Raw genomic sequence first — 22,129 nt, forward strand, 5'->3', positions numbered from 1 at the left:
CGCCGCTGGAAAGACAATGCGGAAAGCTCATTGGGGACAAGCCTTGCAGACTTTATGTCAATGACGCTTGACTTAGAAGGACGGAATGTCCAGTTTCCTTGTCATTGAGACAAAGACCCTTGACGGAGAATGGATATGACGAAGACCCGGTTGATCGGTTGGAGCGCCATGGCGGTGTGCGGACTCGGCTATGCGAGTTGCGCGGTCATCGCCGTTCTGGCGAAAACGGGCGCGCTGGATACGACCATGGCCCTGCTGTTCGGCGCCATCGCCGCCCTGATCGGCGAAGGCGGATTGTGGGTCGCCGCCGGTTGCCTCGGCCTGACCATCTTCAAGAAGCGCAAGGCGTTGTTCGACCGCGTGTTCCGGCGCCGCAAACTGGCCGGCGCCGAGGCCTGAATCCCGCCCTCGATGAGGGACAGCGGGCGGGGAGGGTTTGACGGCGCGGGCCTCCCCGCCTAGGAAACGGACACCTCCCTTTCAGGCTTGTTCCCATGCCCCCGCGCCATCTCGACACCCCCGTTCCCCCGCCCGAAGAGATCGTGGTCTCGTCCAAACGCGTCGCCTGCGACGGCGGAAACGGCGTCCACGGCGCGACCCTGGGCCACCCGCTGGTCTATCTGGACATGGGTGAGGACGACTTCATCGAGTGCGGCTATTGCGACCGCCGCTTCGTCCTGTCGGCCCATCCGCACAGCGAAAGCGAATACCTCGACCCGGCGGCCCGCCCGCCCGAGGCGCACTAACGCCCCAAGACGGTCCGGATTGGGGTCCATAGGCCCCGCCTCTCCCCGAAGGTTCCGAACATGCGCTATCTCCACACCATGGTCCGGGTCGCCGACCTCGACGCCTCGCTGCGCTTCTGGTGTGACGCGCTCGGGCTGGAAGAGGTGCGCCGCACCGAGAGCGAGAAGGGCCGCTTCACCCTGGTCTTCCTCGCCGCCCCCGGAGACAAGGCCCGTTCGGCCGCCGAGCGGTCGCCCGAGGTCGAGCTGACATACAATTGGGACCCGGAAGTCTATACGGGCGGCCGGAATTTCGGTCATCTGGCCTACAAGTTCGACGACGTCTACGCCGCCTGCCAAAGGCTGATGGACGCGGGCGTGACCATCAACCGCCCGCCCCGCGACGGAAACATGGCTTTCGTTCGCTCGCCCGACGGCATCTCCATCGAACTGCTGCAGGAGGGCGAGCCCCTCGCTCCCGCCGAGCCCTGGGCCTCCATGCCCAACGTCGGCGCATGGTGACGGTCCACGGCCTGCGCCTGATCGGCATCGCCGGGGCCTGCGCCCTCGCCGCCGCCTGCGCCTCCACGACCGAAAGCAACACCGGGCGCACCGCGACCGAACAGCTGCTGCTGGCCCGCGCCGCCGACCGTGCGGTCGAGCATCTGACCCTTCCCCTGCCGGTCGGCAGCCGCGTCTTCGTCGACGGCGCCTTCTTCAACGTCGACAATCCCAGCTACGCCATCTCCTCGATCCGCGCCGCCCTCTCCGAGGCCGGCTACGCCCTGGCCGACAATCGCGACAAGGCCGACGCCGTGTTCGAACTGCGCGCCGGCGCCCTGTCGCTGGAGCAGATGCGCCGCGTCGTCGGCCTGCCGCCGCTCGCCGTGCCGATCAATGAGACCTTCAACGTCGTCTCGATTCCGGAACTGTCGGTCTACAGCCGGCGCGACCGGGTCGGCGTCGCCGAGTTCTCGGGCTTCCTCTACGACGCCCAGACCGGCGCCCCGCTCGGCGCCGTGGCCCCGATGATCGGCACCTTCCGCATCCGCAGCCACAAGGTGATGATGGTCATCGCCTGGGGCCAGCAGTCGCTCTCGCCCGGCGAGCGCGACCCCGGCGACAGCTGGCGCGAGTTCTGACGCTGCCGCCACATCGAGGCTGACGCCGCCGCCGACGCCCCCTATGTTGGGCGCCATGTCCGACACCCCCGCCGATCCGACCGAAACCCCCGCTGCTGCCGCGCACGTCCTGACGCAGGACGGCCCGCCCCTGCGCCTCTATCTGATCGACGCCTCGGCCTACATCTTCCGCGCCTACCACGCCCTGCCGCCCCTGACGCGCAAGTCCGATGGTTTGCCGGTCGGGGCTGTGCAGGGCTACTGCAACATGCTCTGGAAGCTGCTGCAGGACATGAAGGGGTCGGACGGGCCGACGCACCTGGCGGCGATCTTCGATCATTCGGAGAAGACGTTCCGGAACGCGCTCTATGACCAGTACAAGGCGCATCGGCCGCCGCCGCCGGAGGATCTGATTCCGCAGTTTCCGCTGGTCAGGGAGGCGACGGCGGCGTTCGGGGTGCATTGCGTTGAGCTGGCGGGGTATGAGGCGGACGATCTGATCGCGACCTATGCCTGCAAGGCGCGGGCGGCGGGCGGTGAAGCTGTCATTGTGAGTTCCGACAAGGACCTCATGCAGCTGATCGGCGACGGCGTCGTGATGTTCGATCCGATGAAGGACCGGCGCCTGGCGGAAGACGCGGTCATGGAGAAGTTCGGGGTCACCCCGGACAAGATGGTCGACCTTCAGGCCCTGATCGGCGACAGCGTCGACAACGTCCCCGGCGCCCCCGGCATCGGGCCCAAGACGGCGGCCCAGCTGCTGGACGAATACGGCGATCTGGACACCCTGCTGGAGCGCGCCGGCGAGATCAAACAGCCCAAGCGCCGCGAGACCCTGATCAACTTCAAGGACCAGATCCTGCTGAGCCGCGAGCTGGTCCGCCTGACCTGCGACGCCCCGGCGCCCGAGCCGATCGAGGCCTTCGCCGTCCGCGACCCCGACCCCGCGACCCTCTCGGCCTTCCTCGACCAGATGGAGTTCCGCTCCCTGGCCCGCCGCGTCGGCGACGGCAAGACCACCGACCACGACGGCCAGGCCTTCACCGCCCCCCAGAATCGCGCCGCGCCGAAAATCCCCCAGCTCGGCGCCCCCGTCATCACCCCGCGCTACGCCCCCAAGGCCATCAACGCCGACGTCGAGGCCCATGTCTTCGACCACGACGCCTATCACTGCATTCAGGACCTCGAGGCGCTGGACGCCTTCATCGCCCGCGCGACCGAGGCGGGCGTGGTCGGCTTCGACACCGAGACGGACTCTCTCAGCGCCACCCACGCCGGCCTGTGCGGCGTGTCGCTCGCCATCGGGCCCAATGACGCCTGCTATGTGCCGCTGACGCATGAGCATGAGCCGATGGCCGGCGCCGGCGGCCTCGACTTCGGCGATACGCCCGATACCCGCGAGCCGCTGCAGCAGCTGGACAAGCCCACCGTCCTCGCCCGCCTGAAGGTCCTGCTGGAGAACCCCGCCGTCCTCAAGGTGACCCAGAACGGAAAATACGACATCGCCGTCATGGCCCGCAGAGGCGTCGCGGTCAGCCCCACCGACGACACCATGCTGATCTCCTATGTGCTCGAAGGCGGTCTGCACGGCCACGGCATGGACGAGCTGGCCCGACTCCACCTCGCCCACGACCCCATCCCGTTCAAACAGGTCGCCGGGACCGGCAAGGCCCAGAAATCCTTCAAACACGTCGAGCTGAAACCGGCCACCGCCTATGCCGCCGAGGACGCCGACGTCACCCTGCGGCTGTGGCGCATCCTCAAGCCCCGGCTGGCGAAGGAAGGCCTGACCACCGTCTATGAGACGCTGGAACGCCGCATGCCGACCACCTTGTCGAAGATGGAGCTGGAGGGCATCCGCGTCGACCCGGAGCGCCTGCGCCGCCTGTCCTCGGAGTTCGGCATCCGCATGGCCGAGCTGGAAACCGAGGCCCACGAGCTGGCCGGCCGCCCCTTCTCGATCGGCAGCCCCAAACAGATCGGCGAGCTGCTGTTCGGCGAGATGAACCTGACCGGCGGCAAGAAGACCGCCTCGGGCCAGTGGGAGACCGGCGCGGCCACGCTGGAGGCCCTGGCCGAGACCCACCCCCTGCCCCGCGCCATCCTCGACTGGCGCCAGCTCTCCAAGCTCAAGGGCACCTATACCGACGCCCTGGTCGCCGCCATGGACGAGGCCACCGACCGCGTCCACACCTCCTATCAGCTGGCCGCCGCCACCACCGGCCGCCTCGCCTCCTCCGACCCCAACCTGCAGAACATCCCGGTCCGCAACGAGATCGGCCGCCAGATCCGTCAGGCCTTCATCGCCGCCCCCGGCAATGTCCTGATCTCGGCCGACTACAGCCAGATCGAGCTGCGCCTGCTGGCCCATATCGGCGACATCCCCGAGCTGAAACGCGCCTTCAAGGCCGGGCTCGACATCCACGCGGCCACGGCGTCCGAGATGTTCGGCGTCCCCGTCGAGGGCATGCCCGCCGAGACGCGGCGCCGCGCCAAGGCGATCAATTTCGGCATCGTCTACGGCATCTCGGCCTTCGGCCTGGCCGCCCAGCTGGGCATCGATCAGGGCGAGGCCGGCGCCTATATCAAGACCTATTTCGAGCGCTTCCCCGGCATCCGGGATTACATGGACAAGACGAAGGCCGAGGTCCGCCAGCAGGGCTTCGTCTCCACCATCTTCGGCCGCAAGATCCACATCCCGGCCATCCACTCCAAATCGGGCGCCGAGCGCCAGTTCGGCGAACGCGCCGCCATCAACGCCCCCATCCAGGGCGCCGCCGCCGACATCATCCGCCGCGCCATGATGCGGATGCACGCCGCCCTGGCGGAGGCCGGACTGTCGGATGTGAAGATGCTGCTTCAGGTCCACGACGAACTGGTCTTCGAGGCCCCGGAAGCCTTGGCCGAACAGGCCATGGTGGTGATCCGCCGCGTCATGGAGACGGCGGACGAACCGGCCGTGAAGCTGAGCGTGCCGCTGGTGGTGGACGCGCGGGCGGCGAAGAACTGGGACGAGGCGCATTGAGGCGACCTGTTTTACAAATGCGAGATGAGCCTTTCAGGGGGAATCATTGAAGTTCATCGTTATAAGCCGGTCTCAGCGCGCTCCCGATGCGGGGGTGAACACTGCGTACCTCAGGATAGATCTTTGGGACGATTTTTCATTTGTAACCATGTTTCAAGTGGTCGTTTTTGACGATCAAGGATCTAGAACTGACCTCGGTAGTGTAAAAATCGGATTTTTTGGCCAGTCCGAAGCAAATAGCACTTATGAAACGATTCCTGGAGCGTTTGATTCACTGGGGCCGAGCTATTTTTCTTTAGGACAGGACGTAGAATATTATCAGAAAGTTCTAAAAGTTTCCGAGAATTCGAGGATAGATTTTCTTTCTGGAATTCGCGACGTTGTCGTGGATGAAGATCTACTCAGTAGAGCTAAGGAAGAAAAAGTTTTTTCTACATCTTTGATGCGATCAGTGAGTTTCACTTCCATAGAAGGACAATTTCGACGCGTTATAGATGGCGGTGCCCCCTTAAGTGACTTTCGATTTGGATTTTTCTCTCCAAGCTCAGAAAGCGTAGCTGGGGTAGATCTCAATTTTCTAGTCACAGCGGGATCAGTCCCAAGCACCAACATTCACGCATTGATTGGCAGAAATGGCGTAGGCAAGACCACACTTCTAAACGACATGGTAGCATCAATCATGCGCAAAGAATCAACTCAATCACGATTCTTAGCAACGACCTGGATAAGTAAAGAAGAGATTTCAGCCGATTATTTTAGTTCTTTGGTTTCAGTTGCATTCAGCGCCTTCGATCCCTTCACGCCTCCGCCAGAAAGGTCAGATCCGGGATTGGGGACGCGATATAGTTACATTGGATTAAAAGATACGGAAGACGAAAGCGGAATTTTACTTAAGTCTTTGAGCACATTGAGAGCGGAATGTGTTAGCAGTCTGAAAGAATGTTTTTCGGATACAGGGAGACAGCAGAGGTGGCTTGCGGCCATATCAACCTTAGAATCCGACGAGAATTTTGCGCGTATGGAGCTGTCTCGCTTGGCTGATAGCCGTGGAGATTTGCTGACAGAAACAGCAAAAAGCGTGGTTGAACGTATGAGTTCGGGCCACGCAATCGTGCTTTTAACAATTTCCAGACTAGTTGCTCGAGTAGAAGAAAAGACACTGGTGTTGTTGGACGAACCAGAAAGTCACTTGCACCCTCCATTGCTTTCCGCGTTCACTCGAGCATTAAGCCAGCTTCTTCATAATAGAAACGGAGTGGCGATTATTGCGACTCATTCTCCCGTGGTCCTTCAGGAAGTTCCGCGTTCATGTGCGTACGTTATTAGCCGCTCGCGATTATCCATGAACGCGGAGCGACCGCGCGTTGAAACATTCGGCGAAAATGTTGGCTCGTTAACACGCGAAGTTTTTGGCTTGGAGGTGTCGCAGTCCGGATTCCATGATCTGCTACAAAAATCTGTCGCCCGCGGCGGTAGTTATGACGACATCGTCGCTTTGTATGGCGATCAGCTGGGGCACGAGGCGCGCGGCATCTTACGGGCAATGATTACGGATCGAGACCAACCGGTATCCCTTTCGTGAAAAGGTTGAATCGCCCACAACACGATCCACTCGACACCTACGACGCCTGTGCGGCGGCCGTAGGCGATCCCACGCTTCGCGGAGTTTTCGTCGCAAATCGTGCGAACATTGAACGTGCAAACGTTGCTTTCGATACAGCAAGTGATGATGCCGCCTGGTCCGGCTTGCCGCGAGTCCCCCGGGGCAACAGGGCAGCGCTAATTGCAGGCACGCTGAGCAAACAGAACTTAATGGATCTGTACACTCACTACATGGTAGCCGCGACAGGCTCTTCACGGGAAGTATACGACGAAATCTTGACCAACGCAGGAGGTTTTTGCCCATTTTGCGGTGGTCTTGGGCACGCCGGAACTCTGGACCATTACCTCCCAAAGGCGAACTTTCCAGCTTATTCGGTTCATCCGCTTAACTTGGTGCCGTGCTGCAGAGACTGTAACTCGGGCAAGAATGCATCCTTCGGGGCTTTACCAGATCAGCAGACATTGCATCCATACCTAGACGGGGATCTATTTTTTCAACAGCGCTGGGTAAGAGCAGTTGTTCATCGTGGCAATCCTGTACTATTGACCTTTCAGTGCGCGCCGCCGGAAGACTGGGAATGCAAAGATAAGGAACGCGTTCGCCATCACTTTATGGGTTATAAACTCAGCTCTCGCTTCTCCGTTCAAGCCGGAGGGGAAGTGGCGAAGGTCGTCCAACTCCGTGCAAACAGCCTTAGAAACCTGTCTTCTCCGTCATTTCAGGAATACTTGTTGGAGAACGCCAACAGCACCGATTTCGAACTGAACGGTTGGAGCCGTACGGCTTACGCTGCTCTCGCTGCCACTGATTGGTTTATCCAAACGGACTTTAGCAATCCGGACTGGCACCGCGTTTAACGCCGCGTCGGTTGCGGAGGCTGCGGGGTTTGGGAGCGCTTAGAGCAAAACACGGTACCCAAATCCGCCAGCCATCATAACTGAGCCTCCCGATCCCAAGGCCCGCCCGGGTTTGCGCTTTTCTCGCGCCGCTGAGCCCGCCCTGGTCGACGGCGCCCCCATACTACGCGCATGACCGAACGACGCCCGGGGAAGCCGCTGCTGGAGGATGCGATCTGGATCGCCTTGCTGGAGCGCTATGTGCGCGGCGAGACGGCCCGGGCGCTGGCGCTGGAGCACGGGGTCAGCGTCGAGGCCCTGTACTGGCAGGCGCGGAACCGGGGTTATCGCAAGATGGACCGGCCGGACGCGGTCTATCGCTGGCGGCAGCCGCCGCCGATCGCGGCGCATGAGCGGCGGGTCGAGGACCTGGCCTTCGACTATGACCCGGCGGACCCGGAGGGATCGGCGGCGCGGGCGCTGGAGCAGTCGGCCCGGGCGGCGCAGGAGGGGCGGATCGAGGATCATCTGAGGCTCAATGAGGCGGCGCGGTCGGCGTTGCGGACGGGGCGGGTGATGGGGTTGGGAGAGGCCGCGCGTGTGGCTGGCCCCCTCCACCACCCTGCGGGTGGTCCCCCTCCCCCAATGGGGGAGGATCGCCAGCTCATTTTGCGGACGGCGCAGCGGCCGCCGGAGGGGGACTGGTCGACGTGGTTGTTTCTGGGCGGGCGCGGGGCGGGCAAGACATGTGCGGGGGCGTCGTGGATTTCGGACATGGCTGAGCGGTGCGGGCGGCTGGCCCTGATCGGGGCGACCCTGCATGACGCGCGCGAGGTGATGATCGGGGGACCGTCGGGGATCCTGAACCTGCCGCGATGGCGGGCGCTGGGAGACTGGCCGCGGTATCAGGCGTCGCGGCGGCGGCTGGTGTTTCCGAACGGGGCCGAGGCGTTCGTCTTCTCGGCCGAGGACCCGGATTCGCTGAGAGGGCCGCAGTTCGCGGCGGCCTGGGCGGATGAGTTCTGCGCCTGGCGGGACGGGGGCGAGGTGCTGGCCATGGTGCGGATGGGGTTGCGGTTGCCGTTGGGGCCGACCGTCTCCTCCCCGTCGCACAGCGATGGGGAGGTGGCTCCGAGCCCTGCGCGAGGAGACGGAAGGGGTCTTGGGGGCGAGTGCGGTGCGGGGGTGAAGAGCCCCTCCATCGCTTCGCGGTCCCCCTCCCCGCAGAGCGGGGAGGAGACGTCGGCGCCGCGTCTGTGTGTGACGACGACGCCCCGGCCGACGGCGGCGTTGAAGGCTCTGCGGGCGGAGGCCTCGTGCAAGCAGAGCCACGCCCCGACGGCGGACAATGCGGAGAACCTGGCGCCGGCGTTCCTGGAGGGGCTGCAGGCGCTGTATGGCGGGACGCGACGGGCGGCGCAGGAGCTGGAGGGGCTGGTCGTGGAGCCGGAGGGCGGGCTCTTCACAGCCGAGATGTTGGCCGGGGCGAGGGAGGCGGTGGAGGGGCCGTTCGATCGGGTCTGTGTCGCGGTGGACCCGACGACGACCGCCGCCGGGAACGCCTGCGGGATCGTGGTGGTCGCCCGGGCCGGGGAGCGGGCGGTGGTGCTGGCGGACCGGTCGGCGCGGGGGTTGTCGCCGGAGGGCTGGGCGCGGCGGGCTCTGGCGGCGGCGAGCGAGTTCGGGGCGTCGGAGATCGTCGCCGAGGTCAATCAGGGCGGGGAGATGGTGCGGGCGGTGCTGGAGGCGGCGGGGCTGAGAGGGTCAGGGTTGCGGTTCCGGGCGGTGCGGGCGACCTCGGGCAAGCGGGCGCGGGCCGAGCCGGTGGCGGCCCTCTATGAGCAGGGGCGGGTGCGGCACGCGGGCGTCTTCAGCGCTCTGGAGGAGGAGCTGATGGCCTTCGGGTCGGAGGACGAGGGGCGGTATGACCTCGACCGCGCGGACGCCCTGGTCTGGGGCGTGACGGCGTTGCTTCTCGGCGCGCGCGGAGAGGGGCCGAGGATACGGTCGCTGGATTTCGGGTATGTGCCGAGGGGGCTGTCGGTGGCCAGCCCGTGGCCGGAAGCCGGGTGGCTTTGACCCTCCCCTCCGCGAGGGGAGGACGCGCTCAAGTAGCGAGGCTCCGCGAGCCGAGCGTAGCGCTCTTGAGCGTTATGCCGCGACCATCCGGTCGACTTCGTTGACGAGGTCGCGGAGGTGGACGGGCTTGGACAGGACCTTGGCCTGCGGCGACGCCTGGGCGGCCGAGAGGGCGACGGCGGCGAAGCCGGTGATGAACATGATGCGCAGGCCGGGCATGCGGGCGGCGGCGACGCGGGCCACCTCGATGCCGTCGGCGCCGGGCATGACGATGTCGGTCAGCAGCAGGTCGTAGGGGCCGTGCTCGAGGGCGTCGATGGCGTCGTCGCCGTTCTCGCAATCGACCACCGTATGACCGGCGCGCTCGAGCGCCCGGGTCAGGAAACCGCGCAGGGAGGCGTCGTCTTCCGCCAGAAGTATGCGCGCCATCTGTTGCCTTCCCCACGTTCCAGAACGGGAACCTTATGCCGCCAAGCGTAAACCGCCCATGAAAATCACCGGTAGGGCGAACGACAGCGGGGGACGGGTCTGTGGACGAGGGGTGGAAATCGGCTATGCCGGACGGATGACGCCGGACGCTTCGCCCTTCACCCTGAGCCTGCCCGACGGCGAGGCGGGACCGCTGGTGTTCGCCTCACCCCATTCGGGCGCGAACCTGCCGGGCGACATGGGGGCGGCGGCGGGGCTGTCGGAGGCTTCCCTGCGCAGCGCCGAGGACGTGGGGGTGGACCGGCTGGTGGCCTCGGGGCCCGGGCGGGGCGCCCCCCTGATCGCGGGGCGGTTCAGCCGGTCGTATGTGGACCTCAACCGGGCGCCGGAGGAGCTGGACCCGGCCCTGATCGACGGCTGCGCGGGCGGTGCGGTGTCCGCCAAGACGGCGGCGGGGTTCGGGGTGATCCCGAGGAAGGCCGGTGACGGCGTCCTGCTCTACGACCGGCGGCTGACGGCGACGGAGGCTAAGGCGCGGCTGGCGCTGGCGCATACGCCCTATCACGCGGCCCTGGGCGAGCTGATGCAGGCGGCGCGGGCGCGGCACGGGCTGGCGGTGCTGATCGACTGGCATTCGATGCCATCGCGGGCGGTGCGGGGCGGGGCGCGCGGCGCGGCGGGGCCCGATGTGATCCTGGGCGACCGGCATGGCGTGGCCTGCGCCCCTGCCCTGACGCGCAAACTGCGGACCCTGTTCGAGGCGGCGGGCTGGCGGGTCGGGCTGAACCAGCCCTATGCGGGGGGCTATACGACCCAGACCTGGGGGCGGCCCGACGAGGGGTATCAGGCGATCCAGATCGAGCTGAACCGCGCCCTCTATCTCGATGAGACGACGCTGGAGCCGGGGCCGGGTTATGGCCGCTGCAAGGCCGTGCTCGACAGGGTCATCGCCGATCTTTGCGCCGCCGACGATGGCGAATGGCGGGCGCCCGAACCAGGGCGCTGACGTCCAGCGCGGACTCCGCATCCGGCTGGCCGCGACGATCAGCGGCGCGGATCTCGGCGAAGGTCACATCGGGAGCGGTGCGGGCCAGATAGCGCAGGCGCTCGACCCAGCCGGGGACCATGGCCACCACGATCCCGACCGCATCGGCGGCCAGTTCCAGCAGCGACAGGCTGCGGCCTGTCACGGCCTGAAGGGTCTCGGACATCACCGCGATCAGCAGGGTGGCCAGGGCGATGTCGCCACGCCGCCATCCGGGGGCGATCGCGAACAGACCCGTGGTGATCCAGAAGAAGGCGATGGCGTGGGCGGGACCGTCGGTCAGGCCGAAGGCCCGCTCAATCCCGTGGAACGGCCCCAGCATCAGAACCGCCAGACCGAGCCCGCAGACGGCTGCGGCCGGCCGCAGAATCGCGAGGACCCGGTTGGGAGTGAGGAGAGACGGCGTCAACACGCGAGCAGATCCTGAAAACAGAACCTCAGGTTACGCACGCGATGTCCAATGCGCCATGAAGTGGCGTGGTCAATTAGACGTTAAAGCGCGTCCCACCCGCCCGCCGGCCGAGCGCGGAACGAAAAAAAGGCCGCGCCATACCGGCGCGGCCATGAAAGTCTATAGGGAGGAAACGCCCAGGAAGGGCAAGACGCCCGAAGGCGTCGAAGATCAATCTAGGTTGCGATGCACAATGCGTCAACCATCCAATCCGCGCATCGGATCACGGGTTGTTACCGTAATTTGCCTCACCTTACGTCAGGTAACCGGTGTCCAAGCACGAATCGGACCCGAAACGGGCGTGATCACGCAATGCGTGATGCTGCAATGCAAAATAGCTGTGCCGTTCAGCGCGGATCGTTCTCGGCCGGGGTGTTGGAAAGAGCGCCGGGGAAGCCACCCGCTCGCGCCTCTTCCGCCTCAAGCATGCGGCGGGCCTCGCGAATCGCGCGGGCCGCAGGCGAGGCCGCCTGACGCCAGGCCAACAGGCTGAAGGCCGAGACCACCGCCGCCGCCAGCCAGACCGGGCCGAACAGCCAGGCGCCGGCCGCGAGGGCGAAGTAATAGCCGCGCACACCCTGGCTGAAGGAGGCCAGCGCCGGATTGAGCACCCGGGCCGTGGCCTCGCCGAAGGCGACCTTGTCGCCGGGCTGATGGATTTCGGGCGCGGCGCCGATCAGGGCGAGCGCATAGTTCATCTGGCGCAGGGACCAGATGAAATCGAGAAGGCCGCGCGCCAGACAGGCGAGGATCAGGGCAAGCTTGGCCTCCAGCAAACGGACCGGCACAGCCTCGGCGCCGACCGAGGCGAAGGCGCGCAGCGCATTCTCGCCCCCGAACAGCACCCCACCGACCGCCGCGATGAGCAGCAGGTTGGAGGAGGCGAAGAAGGAGCCGGAATTGATCGAATGACCGAGGAGCTGACTGTCCAGCAGCCGCAGGTCCCGATGGGTCATGGCCGTCATCCAGGCGCGCCGGATGGTCAGCATGTCCTCGTTCAGGGCGCCGCTGCGCCGGGCCAGCAGTTTGAGCAGCGGGTCATAGCCCAGCCAGCACAGGATGAAGAGCGACAGCGCAGCCCAGTCGGTGGTGGTCATTCAGGTCTTGTCCGCACAGATCCAGCACCCCTGCGTACCGCAAGAGGGACGTTCTGTCAGGGATGCTGACTTGCCCGAAACGGCCGGTCGGACTATGACGCCCGACACTTCGCAGATGCACAATCCGAGCACATCATGAACATCGACGCCATTCCCGTCGGCCCGAACCCGCCCTGGGACCTGAACGTCATCATCGAAATCCCGCAGGGCGGCCTGCCGGTGAAGTACGAGATGGACAAGGATTCCGGCGCCCTGTTCGTCGACCGCTTCCTGCACACCGCCATGTACTATCCGGGCAACTACGGCTTCGTGCCGCATACCCTGGCCGACGACGGCGACCCCTGCGATGTCATGGTTCTGAACCCCTCGCCGGTGGTGCCGGGCTGCGTCATTCGCTGCCGCCCGATCGGCGTGCTGCGCATGGTCGACGAGGCCGGCGGCGACGACAAGATCCTGGCCGTGCCGGTCGACAAGCTGAACCCCTACTACACCGACATCGCCAGCTATCGTCAGCTGCCGATGATCCTGGTCGAGCAGATCGAGCACTTCTTCACCCGCTACAAGGATCTGGAGAAGAACAAGTCGGTGACCGTGAAGGGCTGGGGCGACGCCGGCGAGGCCGCCGCCCTGATCGCCGAGGGCATGCGCGCCCACGACGAGGCCCAGAAGGCCAAGAAGAGCGGCGCCGCCAACGCGGCCTGATCGCTTCGACAGTCTGACGAGATCGACGCCTCCGCAGGTCCGCCCGCGGAGGCGTTTTCGTGTCCGGACACGATTTCAGGCTGTCCGGACAGGCTATTGATTGCTTCCACGCGCGAGGCCGGGGCCAATGCGGCCATGACCGAGATCACCGAACCCACCGCCCCCTCCCCTGCCACGACATCGGCGCCGTCGACCCGTGGCGAGATCATCGAGATCGTCAAGACCGTGGTCGTCGCCCTGGCCCTGGCGACGGTGCTCAGGGTCGTGCTGTTCCAGCCCTTCACCATCCCTTCGTCGTCGATGGAGCCGGGGCTGGTGACCGGGGACTATATCGTCGTGTCCAAGTTCGCCTACGGCTGGAGCCGGGCGTCCCTGCCGCTGAACCTGCCGCTGATCCCGGGCAAGGGCCGCATCCTCGGACATGGGCCGAAGCGCGGCGATGTCGTGGTGTTCCGCCTGCCGCGCGATCCGAAACAGACCTGGGTCAAGCGGGTGATCGGCCTGCCGGGCGATCGGGTGCAGGTGACGGGCGGGGTGGTGTCGGTCAACGGGATCGCCATTCCGCAGGCGGCCGAGGGCCTGACCCACGACTTCGACGCGCCGCTGCGCGAGGTGATGCAGGTTCGGGAGACCCAGGCCTCCGGCAAGACCTACGTCACCTATGACGGCGGATCGGGCCTGCCGGGCGACGATACCGGCGTCTATGTCGTGTCGGCCGGCAACTACTTCATGATGGGCGACAACCGCGACAACTCGCTCGACAGCCGCTGGCCCGGAACGGTGGGCGTCGGCCTGCTGCCGGCGCAGAACATCATCGGCAAGGCCGAAATCGTCGTCGGCTCGTGGAACGCGGGCAGCGCCCTGATCAAGCCCTGGACCTGGCTGAACCTGCGCGGGAACCGGTTCTTCAAGCCCATTCACTGAAGTCAGCAAGATCGGTCGAGCGCGCGCGGCGTGCGTCCTTCAGGTAAGCCTCGTCACGAGGATTAGAGGACGATGACGACGACGCTGACCCCCTACATGGCCCGGATGGCCCGGGTGCTGGATCATATCGACCGGCGCCTGGCCGGCGATCTGGACCTGGAGAGCGTGAGCGCCGTCGCGGCGTTTTCGAAATTCCATTTCCACCGGCAGTTCAGGGCGACCTTCGGCCTGTCGCTGCACCGCTACGTCCAGCTGGCCCGCCTGAGACAGGCCTCGAAACGGCTGGCGGATGTGGGCGGGGCCAGCGTCACCGACATCGCCCTGGACGCCGGTTACGAGACGCCCGACGCCTTCGCCCGCGCCTTTCGCCAGAGGCTGGGACAGTCACCGTCAGACTTCCGGAAATCTCCCGCCTGGGAGCCGTGGCTCGCGGCCTTTTCGCCGCTCAACTCAGCCCGGAGCCAGATCATGCCCCAGACCTTCACGAACGCCGACATCGTCATCCGCGAAACCGCCCCGACCCGGGTCGCGATCTTCGAACACCGGGGCGCCCCGGAGACCCTCGACCAGACCATCCAGCGCTTCATCGCCTGGCGGAAGTCGCAGGGCCTGTCGCCCGCCAACAGCACCACCTTCAACATCTGGCACACCGAGCGGCGCCCGGCGAACCCGAACGACTACGCCATGGACCTGTGCGTCGGCCTGCCCGAGGGCCATGTGTTCGAAGCGGACGGCCACGATGTGAGGCTGGGTGAAATCCCCGGCGGCCGTTGCGCCGTTCTGCGCGTCACCGGCGACACCCACAACCTCGAGCCTGCCGCCCTGTTCCTGTACCGCGACTGGCTGCCCGACAGCGGCGAGGAAATGCGCGACTTCCCCGTCTACGCCCAACGATTCTTCCTTGAGGCGCCGGAACAGGGGACGGCGGCGGAGGTGCATCTGCCGTTGCGGTAGCCGGGGGCCGATCGATGCGGCAGGATCGGCCGCATCGTCAGCCGGGCCGTAACCTGTCCGGCGTTTCGCAGGATCGCCCGTCATGATTTCGATCGCCGTCGCCGCCGCCCTCTACAGCCTCAGCAGCCTTGCAGGACCAGTCGCTCCGTCCTCCGGGGCGCCCGCCGCCATGCAGACGACCGCCACGCCGGAAGCGACCGAAGCCGCGACGGCGTGGATCGCACTTCTGGATCAGGGCCAGTGGGCGGAAAGCTGGGCGAGCGCCGGCGCGATGTTCAAGACCCAGGTGTCCGAGGCCGACTGGGCCGCAAATGCCCGGTCCGTTCGCGAGGGCGTCGGTCCGGTCGTCTCCCGCGTCCAGAAGAGCGCGACGCGAACCGCGTCCCTGCCGGGCGCCCCCGCGGGCGATTACACAGTGATCCAGTACCAGACCACGTTCGCCAACCGTCCCGACATGACCGAAACCGCCGTCTTCGTTCACGAAGCCGGCGGCTGGAAGGCCGTGGGTTACTTCGTGCGATAGCCCTCAGAGACCTGCCCCCTCGGCTGTCGCCCGGTCGATGAAGGCCATGGCGATGTCGGCGACCTCGCCCAGACCGGCGTCAACGGTCAGGGAATGGCCCCGGCCGTCGAGCTGGAAGAGCTCGGTGACGGCGGCCTCGTTGCGGCGCTGGAGGGTCCAGGCGGCGCGGACGACGGGGGGCGGGACGGTGTGATCCATCCGGCCGCTCATCAGCAGAAGCGGACCCCGGTCCGGGGCGCGGGTGTCGACGCGCGCCTCGGTCCAGGGATTGAGGTTGGCGGCGGCGGCCTGGAAGATCGGCCGACCGGGCGCCGGGGCGTGGAAGGCGTCATGGAGGCGGTCGCTTTCGGCGGTATCGAGGGCGTTGCCGAAGGCGTAGCGGAACTGGGCCTTCGTCAGGGGGACGCGGCGGCCCGCGTTGGCCGGGTTCTTGAGCACCGGCCAGGCCGAGCGCAGGGCCGACAGCGGCAGGGGCAGGACGCCGCGGAAGGGGGCGGGCGAGATGGCCACCGTCGCCCGCGACAAACCCTCACCGGCCAGAATCTGGGCGATCAGGCCGCCGAAGGAATGGCCGATCAGGACCGGCTTGCGCTTCAGCGCTTTGGCGATCCCGGCGAAGTGGTCGCGCACCTGACCGATGGTTTCAGCGCCTTCGAGAACGCCCTCCTCCGCGGGCCAGCCGGGGGTCAGGGCGATGTAGCCCGCAGCCTCGAACCGCTCGGCCCAGGGAGTCCAGGACTCTGGCCGAAGCCAGAGTCCGTGGATGAAGACCACCGGCTGCCGCCCGGAGGCGTTGGCGCGGTCGATGGCGGCCTGAAGGGTGTCGGTGGTCATGATCGTTCCTCCCCTTCCTGCGGTCAGTGGGCGGCTTGGCCGGCGACGTAGACGGTGTCGCTGGGGCCATTGCCGGTGATGCGGACGACGGCGGGCTCATCGCGGGTGAAGGCGAAATGCGGGGCGCCGGCGGGCTCGGTGTAGAAGCCGCCCGTGGTCAGGGGACGGACCGTGGCGTCGGTCGCCTCACGGCCATAGCCGAAGAACCAGGAGCCCGAGATCACCGTGGCGAAGCGGTCGTCGCGATGGGTGTGCGACTGGATCCGGGTATTGGCCGGGACGTGGATCTCGAAGGCGTAGGGTCCCGCCTTCGAAGGATCGCCGTAGAGGAGGACGGTCTGGACGCCCGCGAGGCCCGAGGTGCCGGCGCCGGCGCCCGAGGTCGGCAGGGCCTGGGTCTGGCCGAGCGACATGGCGGTCTGGCCAAGATGGCGGCCGGTCGGCGCCGCGGGCGGCGTGCCGTCGAGGAACTCGCGGATGGCGGCGACCGTCAGGGCCGGTTGCTCTTCCATCAGCCAGTGGCCGGCGTCGGGGATGACGCGTTCCTGCACATCGACCGCGCCCGCCTGGGTCACGACGGCCATGGTCGCGCCGAAGCTCTTGGCGCCGCCGACGGCGAGGACCGGCATGGTCAGCTTGCCGTGGTCGGCCAGCCAGGCGCGGTTGTCGATGGCGTCCTGATCGAAGGCGGCGAACTGGCCGAAGCCGGCATGCATCCGGCCCGGGGCGGCGTAGAGGGTCGCGAAGTGGGCGCGCGAGGCCTCGGTGAAGCGCGAGGGATTGGCCGAGAACTCGTTCCAGAAGCGGTCGAGGTAGATGCGCTCACGCCCCTGGACCAGACGCTCCATGTCCGGGCCGCCGAAGCGGAAATGCCAGAGCAGCGGGTTCTTGAGGATCTCTTCCCACGGGCCGATGCCGGGGACGGGGGCGTCCATCAGCACCAGTCGGGTCACTTTGTCCGGATGACGGGCGCTGAGGGCGTAGGCGACCATATTGCCGATGTCGTGGGCGACCACATCGGCGCGGTCGACATTCAGGGCGGCCATGACGCCGAGGATGTCCTCGGCCTCATTGGCCTTTTCAAAGCCGCCGGTCGCGGTGGCCGACAGGCCCATGCCGCGCAGGTCGGGCACGATCACCGTGTGGTCTCGGGCGAGGTCGGCGGCGAGCGGCGCCCACATGTCGCCGGTCTCGCCATAGCCGTGCAGCAGGACGACGGCCGGACCCGAACCGCCGATGCGGACGTGCAGGGTCGTGCCGTTGGCGGCGATCTCGCGCGTCTGGAAACCGGCGGGGAATTCGAAGGCCGGGCGAGCAGAGGCGGCGGCGGCCGGCTGTGCGGTCTGGGCGAGGACCGGGGCGGCGACCATGGAGGTCGCGATCACGGTCAGGGCGGCGCCGGCGAGGGCCAGGCGGCGGAAGGCGGTGCGGGTGTTGGTCATTGGTCGATCTCCTGAGAGCCCCTATCGGCTGAGACGGAGATTTACAGAGCTCAGCGAACGCGATTAGTCGGGAGCTCGGCGAAGCATTCTTGATCGAGGGGCAAAGATGGCGGTCACAGGGGCGGATCGCGCGCGCGAGCTGGAGGTGTTCGTCGCCGTCGCGACCACCGGCAGCTTCTCCGGCGCCGGGCGGGCGACCGACATGACGCCGTCAGGGGTCAGCCGCACCATCGACCGGCTGGAGGCCCGGCTGGGGGCCCGGCTGATGTTGCGCTCGACCCGGGCCCTGACCCTGACGCCGGAAGGCCAGACCTATCTGGGGGCGGCGCGACGCATCCTGGCGGATCTGGACGAGGCGGACCGGGTGATCGTCGACCTGGGGACGCCGCAGGGGCGGGTGCGGGTCACCGGCGCCATCTCCCACGGGCGGCACTGTATCGTGCCCCTGCTGGCCGGGTTCGCCGAGCGCTATCCGAAGATCGTCGTCGACGTCCATCTGACCGACGCCATGATCGATGTGGCGGCGGGTCAGGCCGATGTGGCGATCCGTTCGGGCGTGCTGCCGGACAGCACCCTGACCGCGCGCCGGCTGAGCGAGAACGGGCGGACCATCGTCGCCTCCCCCGCCTATCTGGCCCGGCGGGGCACTCCGAAGAGGCCCAACGACCTGCTGGACCACGACTGTCTGAACTTCAACTTCCGCCGCACCGAGCCGGTCTGGCCGTTCCGCGAGGACGGGATCGACCATGTCATGAAGATCGACGGGGTCATGGAGGCCAACAGCGGCGAGACCCTGTGCCAGCTGGCCCTGGCCGGGGTGGGGATCGCACGGCTCGGGAATTTCTGCCTGGACGACCACATCCCGCAGGGGCGGCTCGTGCCCCTGCTGGAGGAATTCAATCCGGGCGACTCGGAGGTCTTCCAGGCGGTCTTCGTCGGCGGCCCGAACATGCCCGCCCGGGTGCGGGTGTTCGTCGACTATCTGGTCGAGCGGATGCGGGGTTAGGCCGGGCCCGCGCGGAACTCCGCATAGCTGACCACGCCGTCGTGGTTGCGGTCGAGGCGGTCGAAGGCGGCGCGGGGATTTTCCTGCGCGTGAGCGGTCTGGGCCAGCGAGGGGGCGGCGACGGCGCCGATGGCGAGACCGGCGGCGGCGGCGGCGAGAGCGTGCCACAGGCCGACGCGGGGACGGCGCGGCGCCGCCTCAACCAGCTCGCCGTCGATGAATCGACGCACGGCCTCCGAGGCGGTGCGGCCCTCGGTCTGGCAGCGGGCCATGAAGGCGGTCTTGGTCTGGTGCGGCAGCCGGATTTCGAGCGTTTCGCTCTTCTTCGGCGACAACTGGCGGGTCATCGGGTGCGTCCTGTGAAAGGCTTTGGCGGAGTGAACCCCCATCAGCCGCGTTCCGCCAGTTTAAAATCGGTCATGTCGGACCCGCTCAGTGCGACGTTGCCTCCGGCCTGAGGTCGGCGACGAGGCCCGCGACGGCCGCGAGCTTGTCAGGATTGCGGGTGATATAGACCCCGACGATGCGTCCGTCGCGAATGTCGAGCGCCGTGGTCTGGAGCACCTGACCGCGCTCAAGGCTGGCGTAGCCCGGCAGGCCGTCGATCCACATCGGCCGGAGAAGGCTGAAGGCGTCGGCCCCGTATTTGCGGTTCAGACCGGCGAAGAGACGCAGCAGGCGGGCGAGGCCCCGGATCGGGTTGTGGAAGGCGATGACCTTGCCGCCGCCGTCGGCATAGAGGACTGCGTCCTCTGCCAGCAGGCCGCCCAGGGTCTTGAGGTCGCCGTCGCGGCTGGCGGCGAAAAAGGCGCGGGCGATGCGGTCGCCCTCCTCGCGCGCCACCGGGAAGCGGGGTCTGGCGTCCTGCACATGTTTGCGGGCGCGCGAGGCCAGCTGACGCACGGCGCCGGCGTCGCGGCCGAGGGTGCGGCCGACCTCGTCGAAGGCCACGCCGAAGACGTCGTGCAGCAGGAAGGCCGCCCGCTCCAGCGGCGACAGACGCTCCAGCGCCATCATCAGGGTCAGGGTCAGGTCGTCGGCAGCATCCTCCGCCGGATCGACCGACCCGACGAGCGGGTCGGGCAGCCAGGCGCCGACATAGGTTTCGCGCCGCGACCGGGCCGACTTGATCTCGTCGAGGCACAGACGGGTGACGGTGCGGGTCAGCCAGGCCGCGGGCTCGCGGATGTCGACCGGATCGACCGAGCGCCAGCGCAGCCAGCCATCCTGAACCACATCCTCGGCCTCGGCGACCGAGCCGAGCATGCGATAGGCGAGACGCACCAGCCGGGGCCGGTGCGTCTCGAACAGATCGGTGGGAAGGTCAGGCCGCGACACGGCTGTGGTCCGCGCCGTGGGCGAAGCGGAAGCCGATGGCGGCCCGGTTCCAGACGTTGATGGCGCCGATGGCGAAGGTCAGTTGCACGATTTCGGCCTCGTCGAACTGCGCCTTCAGGGCCTCCCAGTCGGCGTCGGGAGCCTGGGTCTTCGCGATCTTCGTCAGGGCCTCGGCCCAGCCGATAGCCGCGCGTTCGCGGGCCGAATAGAGGCTGGATTCCCGCCAGGCCGGCAGCATGGCCAGACGCATCGGCGTCTCTCCGGCCTTCAGGGCGTCGGTGGTGTGCATATGGATGCAGAAGGCGCAGCCGTTGATCTGGGACACATGGGTCTTGATCAGTTCGATCAGGGAGGCCTCCAGACCGCTGTCGGCGGTCGCCTTCTCCAGAGCGACCATGGCCTGAAGATGGGCGGGGGCCAGTTTGAACGGGTCGGTCAGTCGGGGGGTCATCATCGTCTCTCCACGTCGCGCTCTATTGCGCTTCACCCCGATGACGAGACGGGCGGGGTGAGTGTGACATGGGCCCGGGAAATATTTCATCCCCACCAGACGAAGCTTCGTGAGGGACTGTGTGGCGGAAGCTTCCTTGTTAGAACCGGACGTCGTCACCGAAGATCGCGTCGGCAATCCGCGTAAGGGCCAGCCCGCAGACATGTCGAACGTCCGGGAAGGGTGGGAAGCGGACGCTCCTAAGCTGCGTTTGAAAGCTTCCTAGACTTCGGCATGAGGCTGATCACGGCTGCGGCGCAGCCAAAAGCCAGAACCATGTCGAGTAAGTAGAATGGCCAATCGTGGGTTGCCAATCTCCACCAAGCCATTGACCCCATGGGCGCCCAAGGCGGCGCTGCTGGGGAGGACATAGCCCACACACGCTCAAGAAGGTTAAAGCTGACATAGAGGGCGGCCGCAGCGACTATGCTGCCCGTCAGAACCAGCCGCGCCTTCTCTGATATTCCAGCCCTGACTGCGAGGACGGCCGCGAAACATCCTATGAGCATCAACCGCACGATCTGAAGATCGAAAGAGCGGTTTGAAATGAAGGCCCAGACGAGACGCCCAAATGGAGTTGGAGTCTCAAGGGCCAGTGCGCTCCCAAGGAAAGCCAATCCAGAGAGGAGAAACCCTATGAGCGAGAACGTTAGAAATGCTCGGCGTGCAGACATGCAGTGACCCTGTCATTTGACGGAAGGGTTCCATGGCCGGCGGATGTCCGCAACGGGTCGGAAGCCATCGGGCGTCTATGGACAATGAGCGGTCATCGGATTGCGCGCTGCTTGAAACCATAGCGTCAACGCCGACGAGAAAGCCTACTTCGCTGGCCTCGATCAATGGACCGCCGAACACGAGCCGCCCGCCAGATAGACGCGGCCAGCGTAACTGCGATCAGAGCGAACGCGGCACAGCCCCAAGCGATGGCTGGGACCAGTATAGTCCACCAAAGAAGCCCCCGATGGTGACCGAGCGCGTCGGGTATAAGCAACAGGAGAACAGGGGCGGCCCCGATGAGCGCCATTCGCGAGAATTGGCGATTTGACCTGCCTATCCCGGCTACCCGCAACCAACCGGTTCGACCGTTGTTTGCCTCCAGCGCGCCGAGTTGAACGAGAGATGCCCAGCGGCTGAGAAACGGAACGGCGTTCAGGTTGATCGGTCTCACCCCCTTACTATCCACCGCCGGTTCAGGGACCGCAATGGGTCTATACCAGACCACAGCGCAGGGGCGGAGAACCAACGTTGCTACGGAGCGCGGCGACGGTGACTATGAGCGATGACTGAACCGGAAGACGAAGCTGATGGGCAGGATGCGCGGCATGCAGAGCCCTATCGACCAGAGGACTTCGTCCCGCTTCAATATGCGCCGCCAACTGCGGTGCAAAGGGGCTGGGCAGAACTGAAAATCGCGGGCGCGGTCGCGGCCGTTATAGTCGTCGTCGCGATGTGCGCGCGCATCATGGGCGTGGCCTGAAGGCAGACTCTCACCAGCGGATCACAGA

General features: G+C 66.4%; 23 protein-coding genes. 15 read left to right on the forward strand and 8 right to left on the reverse strand.

The features are described 5' to 3' along the window. Window positions 1-135 precede the first annotated feature (135 nt). From AC07U0_RS03420 to AC07U0_RS03455, 8 genes are all read left to right on the forward strand, one after another. A complete protein-coding gene (locus AC07U0_RS03420) occupies window positions 136-399 on the forward strand; it encodes a hypothetical protein (RefSeq protein WP_494718620.1) in 264 nt (87 codons plus the stop codon). Window positions 400-494: 95 nt separating this feature from the next. Continuing rightward, window positions 495-746, forward strand: a complete 252-nt coding sequence (locus tag AC07U0_RS03425) for a zinc-finger domain-containing protein (RefSeq protein ID WP_492034052.1) — start codon at window positions 495-497, stop codon at window positions 744-746. A gap of 60 nt (window positions 747-806) precedes the next feature. Continuing rightward, on the forward strand, window positions 807-1,247 hold the full coding sequence (locus tag AC07U0_RS03430) for a VOC family protein (RefSeq protein ID WP_494718621.1): 441 nt from the start codon (window positions 807-809) through the stop codon (window positions 1,245-1,247). Further along, a complete protein-coding gene (locus AC07U0_RS03435) occupies window positions 1,241-1,867 on the forward strand; it encodes a DUF6655 family protein (RefSeq protein WP_494718622.1) in 627 nt (208 codons plus the stop codon). Before AC07U0_RS03430 ends, AC07U0_RS03435 begins: the two co-directional genes overlap by 7 nt. 55 nt (window positions 1,868-1,922) lie before the next feature. Next, window positions 1,923-4,871 (forward strand): DNA polymerase I, encoded by a 2,949-nt coding sequence (gene polA / locus AC07U0_RS03440; protein WP_494718623.1) that lies wholly within the window; start codon window positions 1,923-1,925, stop codon window positions 4,869-4,871. A 46-nt stretch (window positions 4,872-4,917) separates the two neighbouring features. After that, window positions 4,918-6,453 carry an AAA family ATPase gene (locus AC07U0_RS03445; RefSeq protein ID WP_494718624.1) on the forward strand — a complete coding sequence of 512 codons (1,536 nt, stop codon included), beginning with the start codon at window positions 4,918-4,920 and terminating at the stop codon, window positions 6,451-6,453. Then, a complete protein-coding gene (locus AC07U0_RS03450) occupies window positions 6,450-7,331 on the forward strand; it encodes an HNH endonuclease (RefSeq protein WP_494718625.1) in 882 nt (293 codons plus the stop codon). The genes AC07U0_RS03445 and AC07U0_RS03450 overlap by 4 nt, the downstream gene beginning before the upstream one ends. 171 nt (window positions 7,332-7,502) lie before the next feature. After that, the gene (locus tag AC07U0_RS03455) at window positions 7,503-9,389 is read left to right on the forward strand and encodes a terminase large subunit domain-containing protein (RefSeq protein ID WP_494718626.1); all 1,887 of its coding nucleotides are present in this window, start codon (window positions 7,503-7,505) and stop codon (window positions 9,387-9,389) included. A 72-nt stretch (window positions 9,390-9,461) separates the two neighbouring features. On the opposite strand, the gene cpdR is transcribed toward AC07U0_RS03455, so the two are convergent. Further along, window positions 9,462-9,818 (reverse strand): cell cycle two-component system response regulator CpdR, encoded by a 357-nt coding sequence (gene cpdR, locus AC07U0_RS03460; protein ID WP_492946729.1) that lies wholly within the window; start codon window positions 9,816-9,818, stop codon window positions 9,462-9,464. A 58-nt stretch (window positions 9,819-9,876) separates the two neighbouring features. Between cpdR and AC07U0_RS03465 the strand changes: the two genes are divergently transcribed. Beyond that, on the forward strand, window positions 9,877-10,824 hold the full coding sequence (locus tag AC07U0_RS03465) for an N-formylglutamate amidohydrolase (RefSeq protein ID WP_494718627.1): 948 nt from the start codon (window positions 9,877-9,879) through the stop codon (window positions 10,822-10,824). On the opposite strand, the gene AC07U0_RS03470 is transcribed toward AC07U0_RS03465, so the two are convergent. Together AC07U0_RS03470 and AC07U0_RS03475 are read right to left on the reverse strand one after the other, a co-directional pair. Then, window positions 10,763-11,275, reverse strand: coding sequence for a hypothetical protein (locus AC07U0_RS03470; protein WP_494718628.1), 513 nt, complete (start codon window positions 11,273-11,275; stop codon window positions 10,763-10,765). The genes AC07U0_RS03465 and AC07U0_RS03470 overlap by 62 nt on opposite strands. 386 nt (window positions 11,276-11,661) lie before the next feature. Next, window positions 11,662-12,411, reverse strand: a complete 750-nt coding sequence (locus tag AC07U0_RS03475) for a DUF599 domain-containing protein (RefSeq protein ID WP_494718629.1) — start codon at window positions 12,409-12,411, stop codon at window positions 11,662-11,664. A gap of 135 nt (window positions 12,412-12,546) precedes the next feature. Between AC07U0_RS03475 and ppa the strand changes: the two genes are divergently transcribed. The 4 genes from ppa (at window position 12,547) to AC07U0_RS03495 (ending at window position 15,514) form a co-directional block, all read left to right on the forward strand. Next, the gene (ppa, locus tag AC07U0_RS03480; RefSeq protein ID WP_207868961.1) at window positions 12,547-13,113 is read left to right on the forward strand and encodes an inorganic diphosphatase; all 567 of its coding nucleotides are present in this window, start codon (window positions 12,547-12,549) and stop codon (window positions 13,111-13,113) included. Window positions 13,114-13,248: 135 nt separating this feature from the next. Continuing rightward, the gene (lepB, locus tag AC07U0_RS03485; protein ID WP_494719181.1) at window positions 13,249-14,037 is read left to right on the forward strand and encodes a signal peptidase I; all 789 of its coding nucleotides are present in this window, start codon (window positions 13,249-13,251) and stop codon (window positions 14,035-14,037) included. A 72-nt stretch (window positions 14,038-14,109) separates the two neighbouring features. Beyond that, window positions 14,110-14,991: an AraC family transcriptional regulator gene (locus AC07U0_RS03490; protein ID WP_494718630.1), complete on the forward strand. Its 882-nt coding sequence runs from the start codon at window positions 14,110-14,112 to the stop codon at window positions 14,989-14,991. An 82-nt stretch (window positions 14,992-15,073) separates the two neighbouring features. Continuing rightward, window positions 15,074-15,514 carry a DUF4019 domain-containing protein gene (locus AC07U0_RS03495; protein WP_494718631.1) on the forward strand — a complete coding sequence of 147 codons (441 nt, stop codon included), beginning with the start codon at window positions 15,074-15,076 and terminating at the stop codon, window positions 15,512-15,514. Between the two features lie 3 nt (window positions 15,515-15,517). On the opposite strand, the gene AC07U0_RS03500 is transcribed toward AC07U0_RS03495, so the two are convergent. Both AC07U0_RS03500 and AC07U0_RS03505 read right to left on the reverse strand, forming a co-directional pair. After that, a complete protein-coding gene (locus AC07U0_RS03500; RefSeq protein WP_494718632.1) occupies window positions 15,518-16,348 on the reverse strand; it encodes an alpha/beta hydrolase in 831 nt (276 codons plus the stop codon). A gap of 23 nt (window positions 16,349-16,371) precedes the next feature. Beyond that, window positions 16,372-17,790 carry an alpha/beta fold hydrolase gene (locus AC07U0_RS03505; RefSeq protein ID WP_494718633.1) on the reverse strand — a complete coding sequence of 473 codons (1,419 nt, stop codon included), beginning with the start codon at window positions 17,788-17,790 and terminating at the stop codon, window positions 16,372-16,374. A gap of 106 nt (window positions 17,791-17,896) precedes the next feature. Between AC07U0_RS03505 and AC07U0_RS03510 the strand changes: the two genes are divergently transcribed. After that, window positions 17,897-18,796, forward strand: coding sequence for a LysR family transcriptional regulator (locus AC07U0_RS03510; RefSeq protein WP_494718634.1), 900 nt, complete (start codon window positions 17,897-17,899; stop codon window positions 18,794-18,796). Here AC07U0_RS03510 and AC07U0_RS03515 read toward each other — a convergent pair. The 3 genes from AC07U0_RS03515 to AC07U0_RS03525 all read right to left on the reverse strand — a co-directional run bounded on the left by AC07U0_RS03515 (window position 18,793) and on the right by AC07U0_RS03525 (window position 20,588). Continuing rightward, window positions 18,793-19,143: a hypothetical protein gene (locus tag AC07U0_RS03515; protein ID WP_494718635.1), complete on the reverse strand. Its 351-nt coding sequence runs from the start codon at window positions 19,141-19,143 to the stop codon at window positions 18,793-18,795. The two genes, AC07U0_RS03510 and AC07U0_RS03515, sit on opposite strands and share 4 nt — an antisense overlap. 85 nt (window positions 19,144-19,228) lie before the next feature. Further along, the gene (locus AC07U0_RS03520) at window positions 19,229-20,134 is read right to left on the reverse strand and encodes a sigma-70 family RNA polymerase sigma factor (protein WP_494718636.1); all 906 of its coding nucleotides are present in this window, start codon (window positions 20,132-20,134) and stop codon (window positions 19,229-19,231) included. Next, complete coding sequence (locus AC07U0_RS03525) at window positions 20,121-20,588, reverse strand: carboxymuconolactone decarboxylase family protein (protein WP_494718637.1); 468 nt, start codon at window positions 20,586-20,588, stop codon at window positions 20,121-20,123. Before AC07U0_RS03525 ends, AC07U0_RS03520 begins: the two co-directional genes overlap by 14 nt. 1,315 nt (window positions 20,589-21,903) lie before the next feature. Between AC07U0_RS03525 and AC07U0_RS03530 the strand changes: the two genes are divergently transcribed. Further along, window positions 21,904-22,101, forward strand: a complete 198-nt coding sequence (locus AC07U0_RS03530) for a hypothetical protein (RefSeq protein ID WP_494718638.1) — start codon at window positions 21,904-21,906, stop codon at window positions 22,099-22,101. Window positions 22,102-22,129: the final 28 nt, after the last annotated feature.

This window comes from Brevundimonas sp. GW821-FHT02A10, assembly GCF_059422025.1.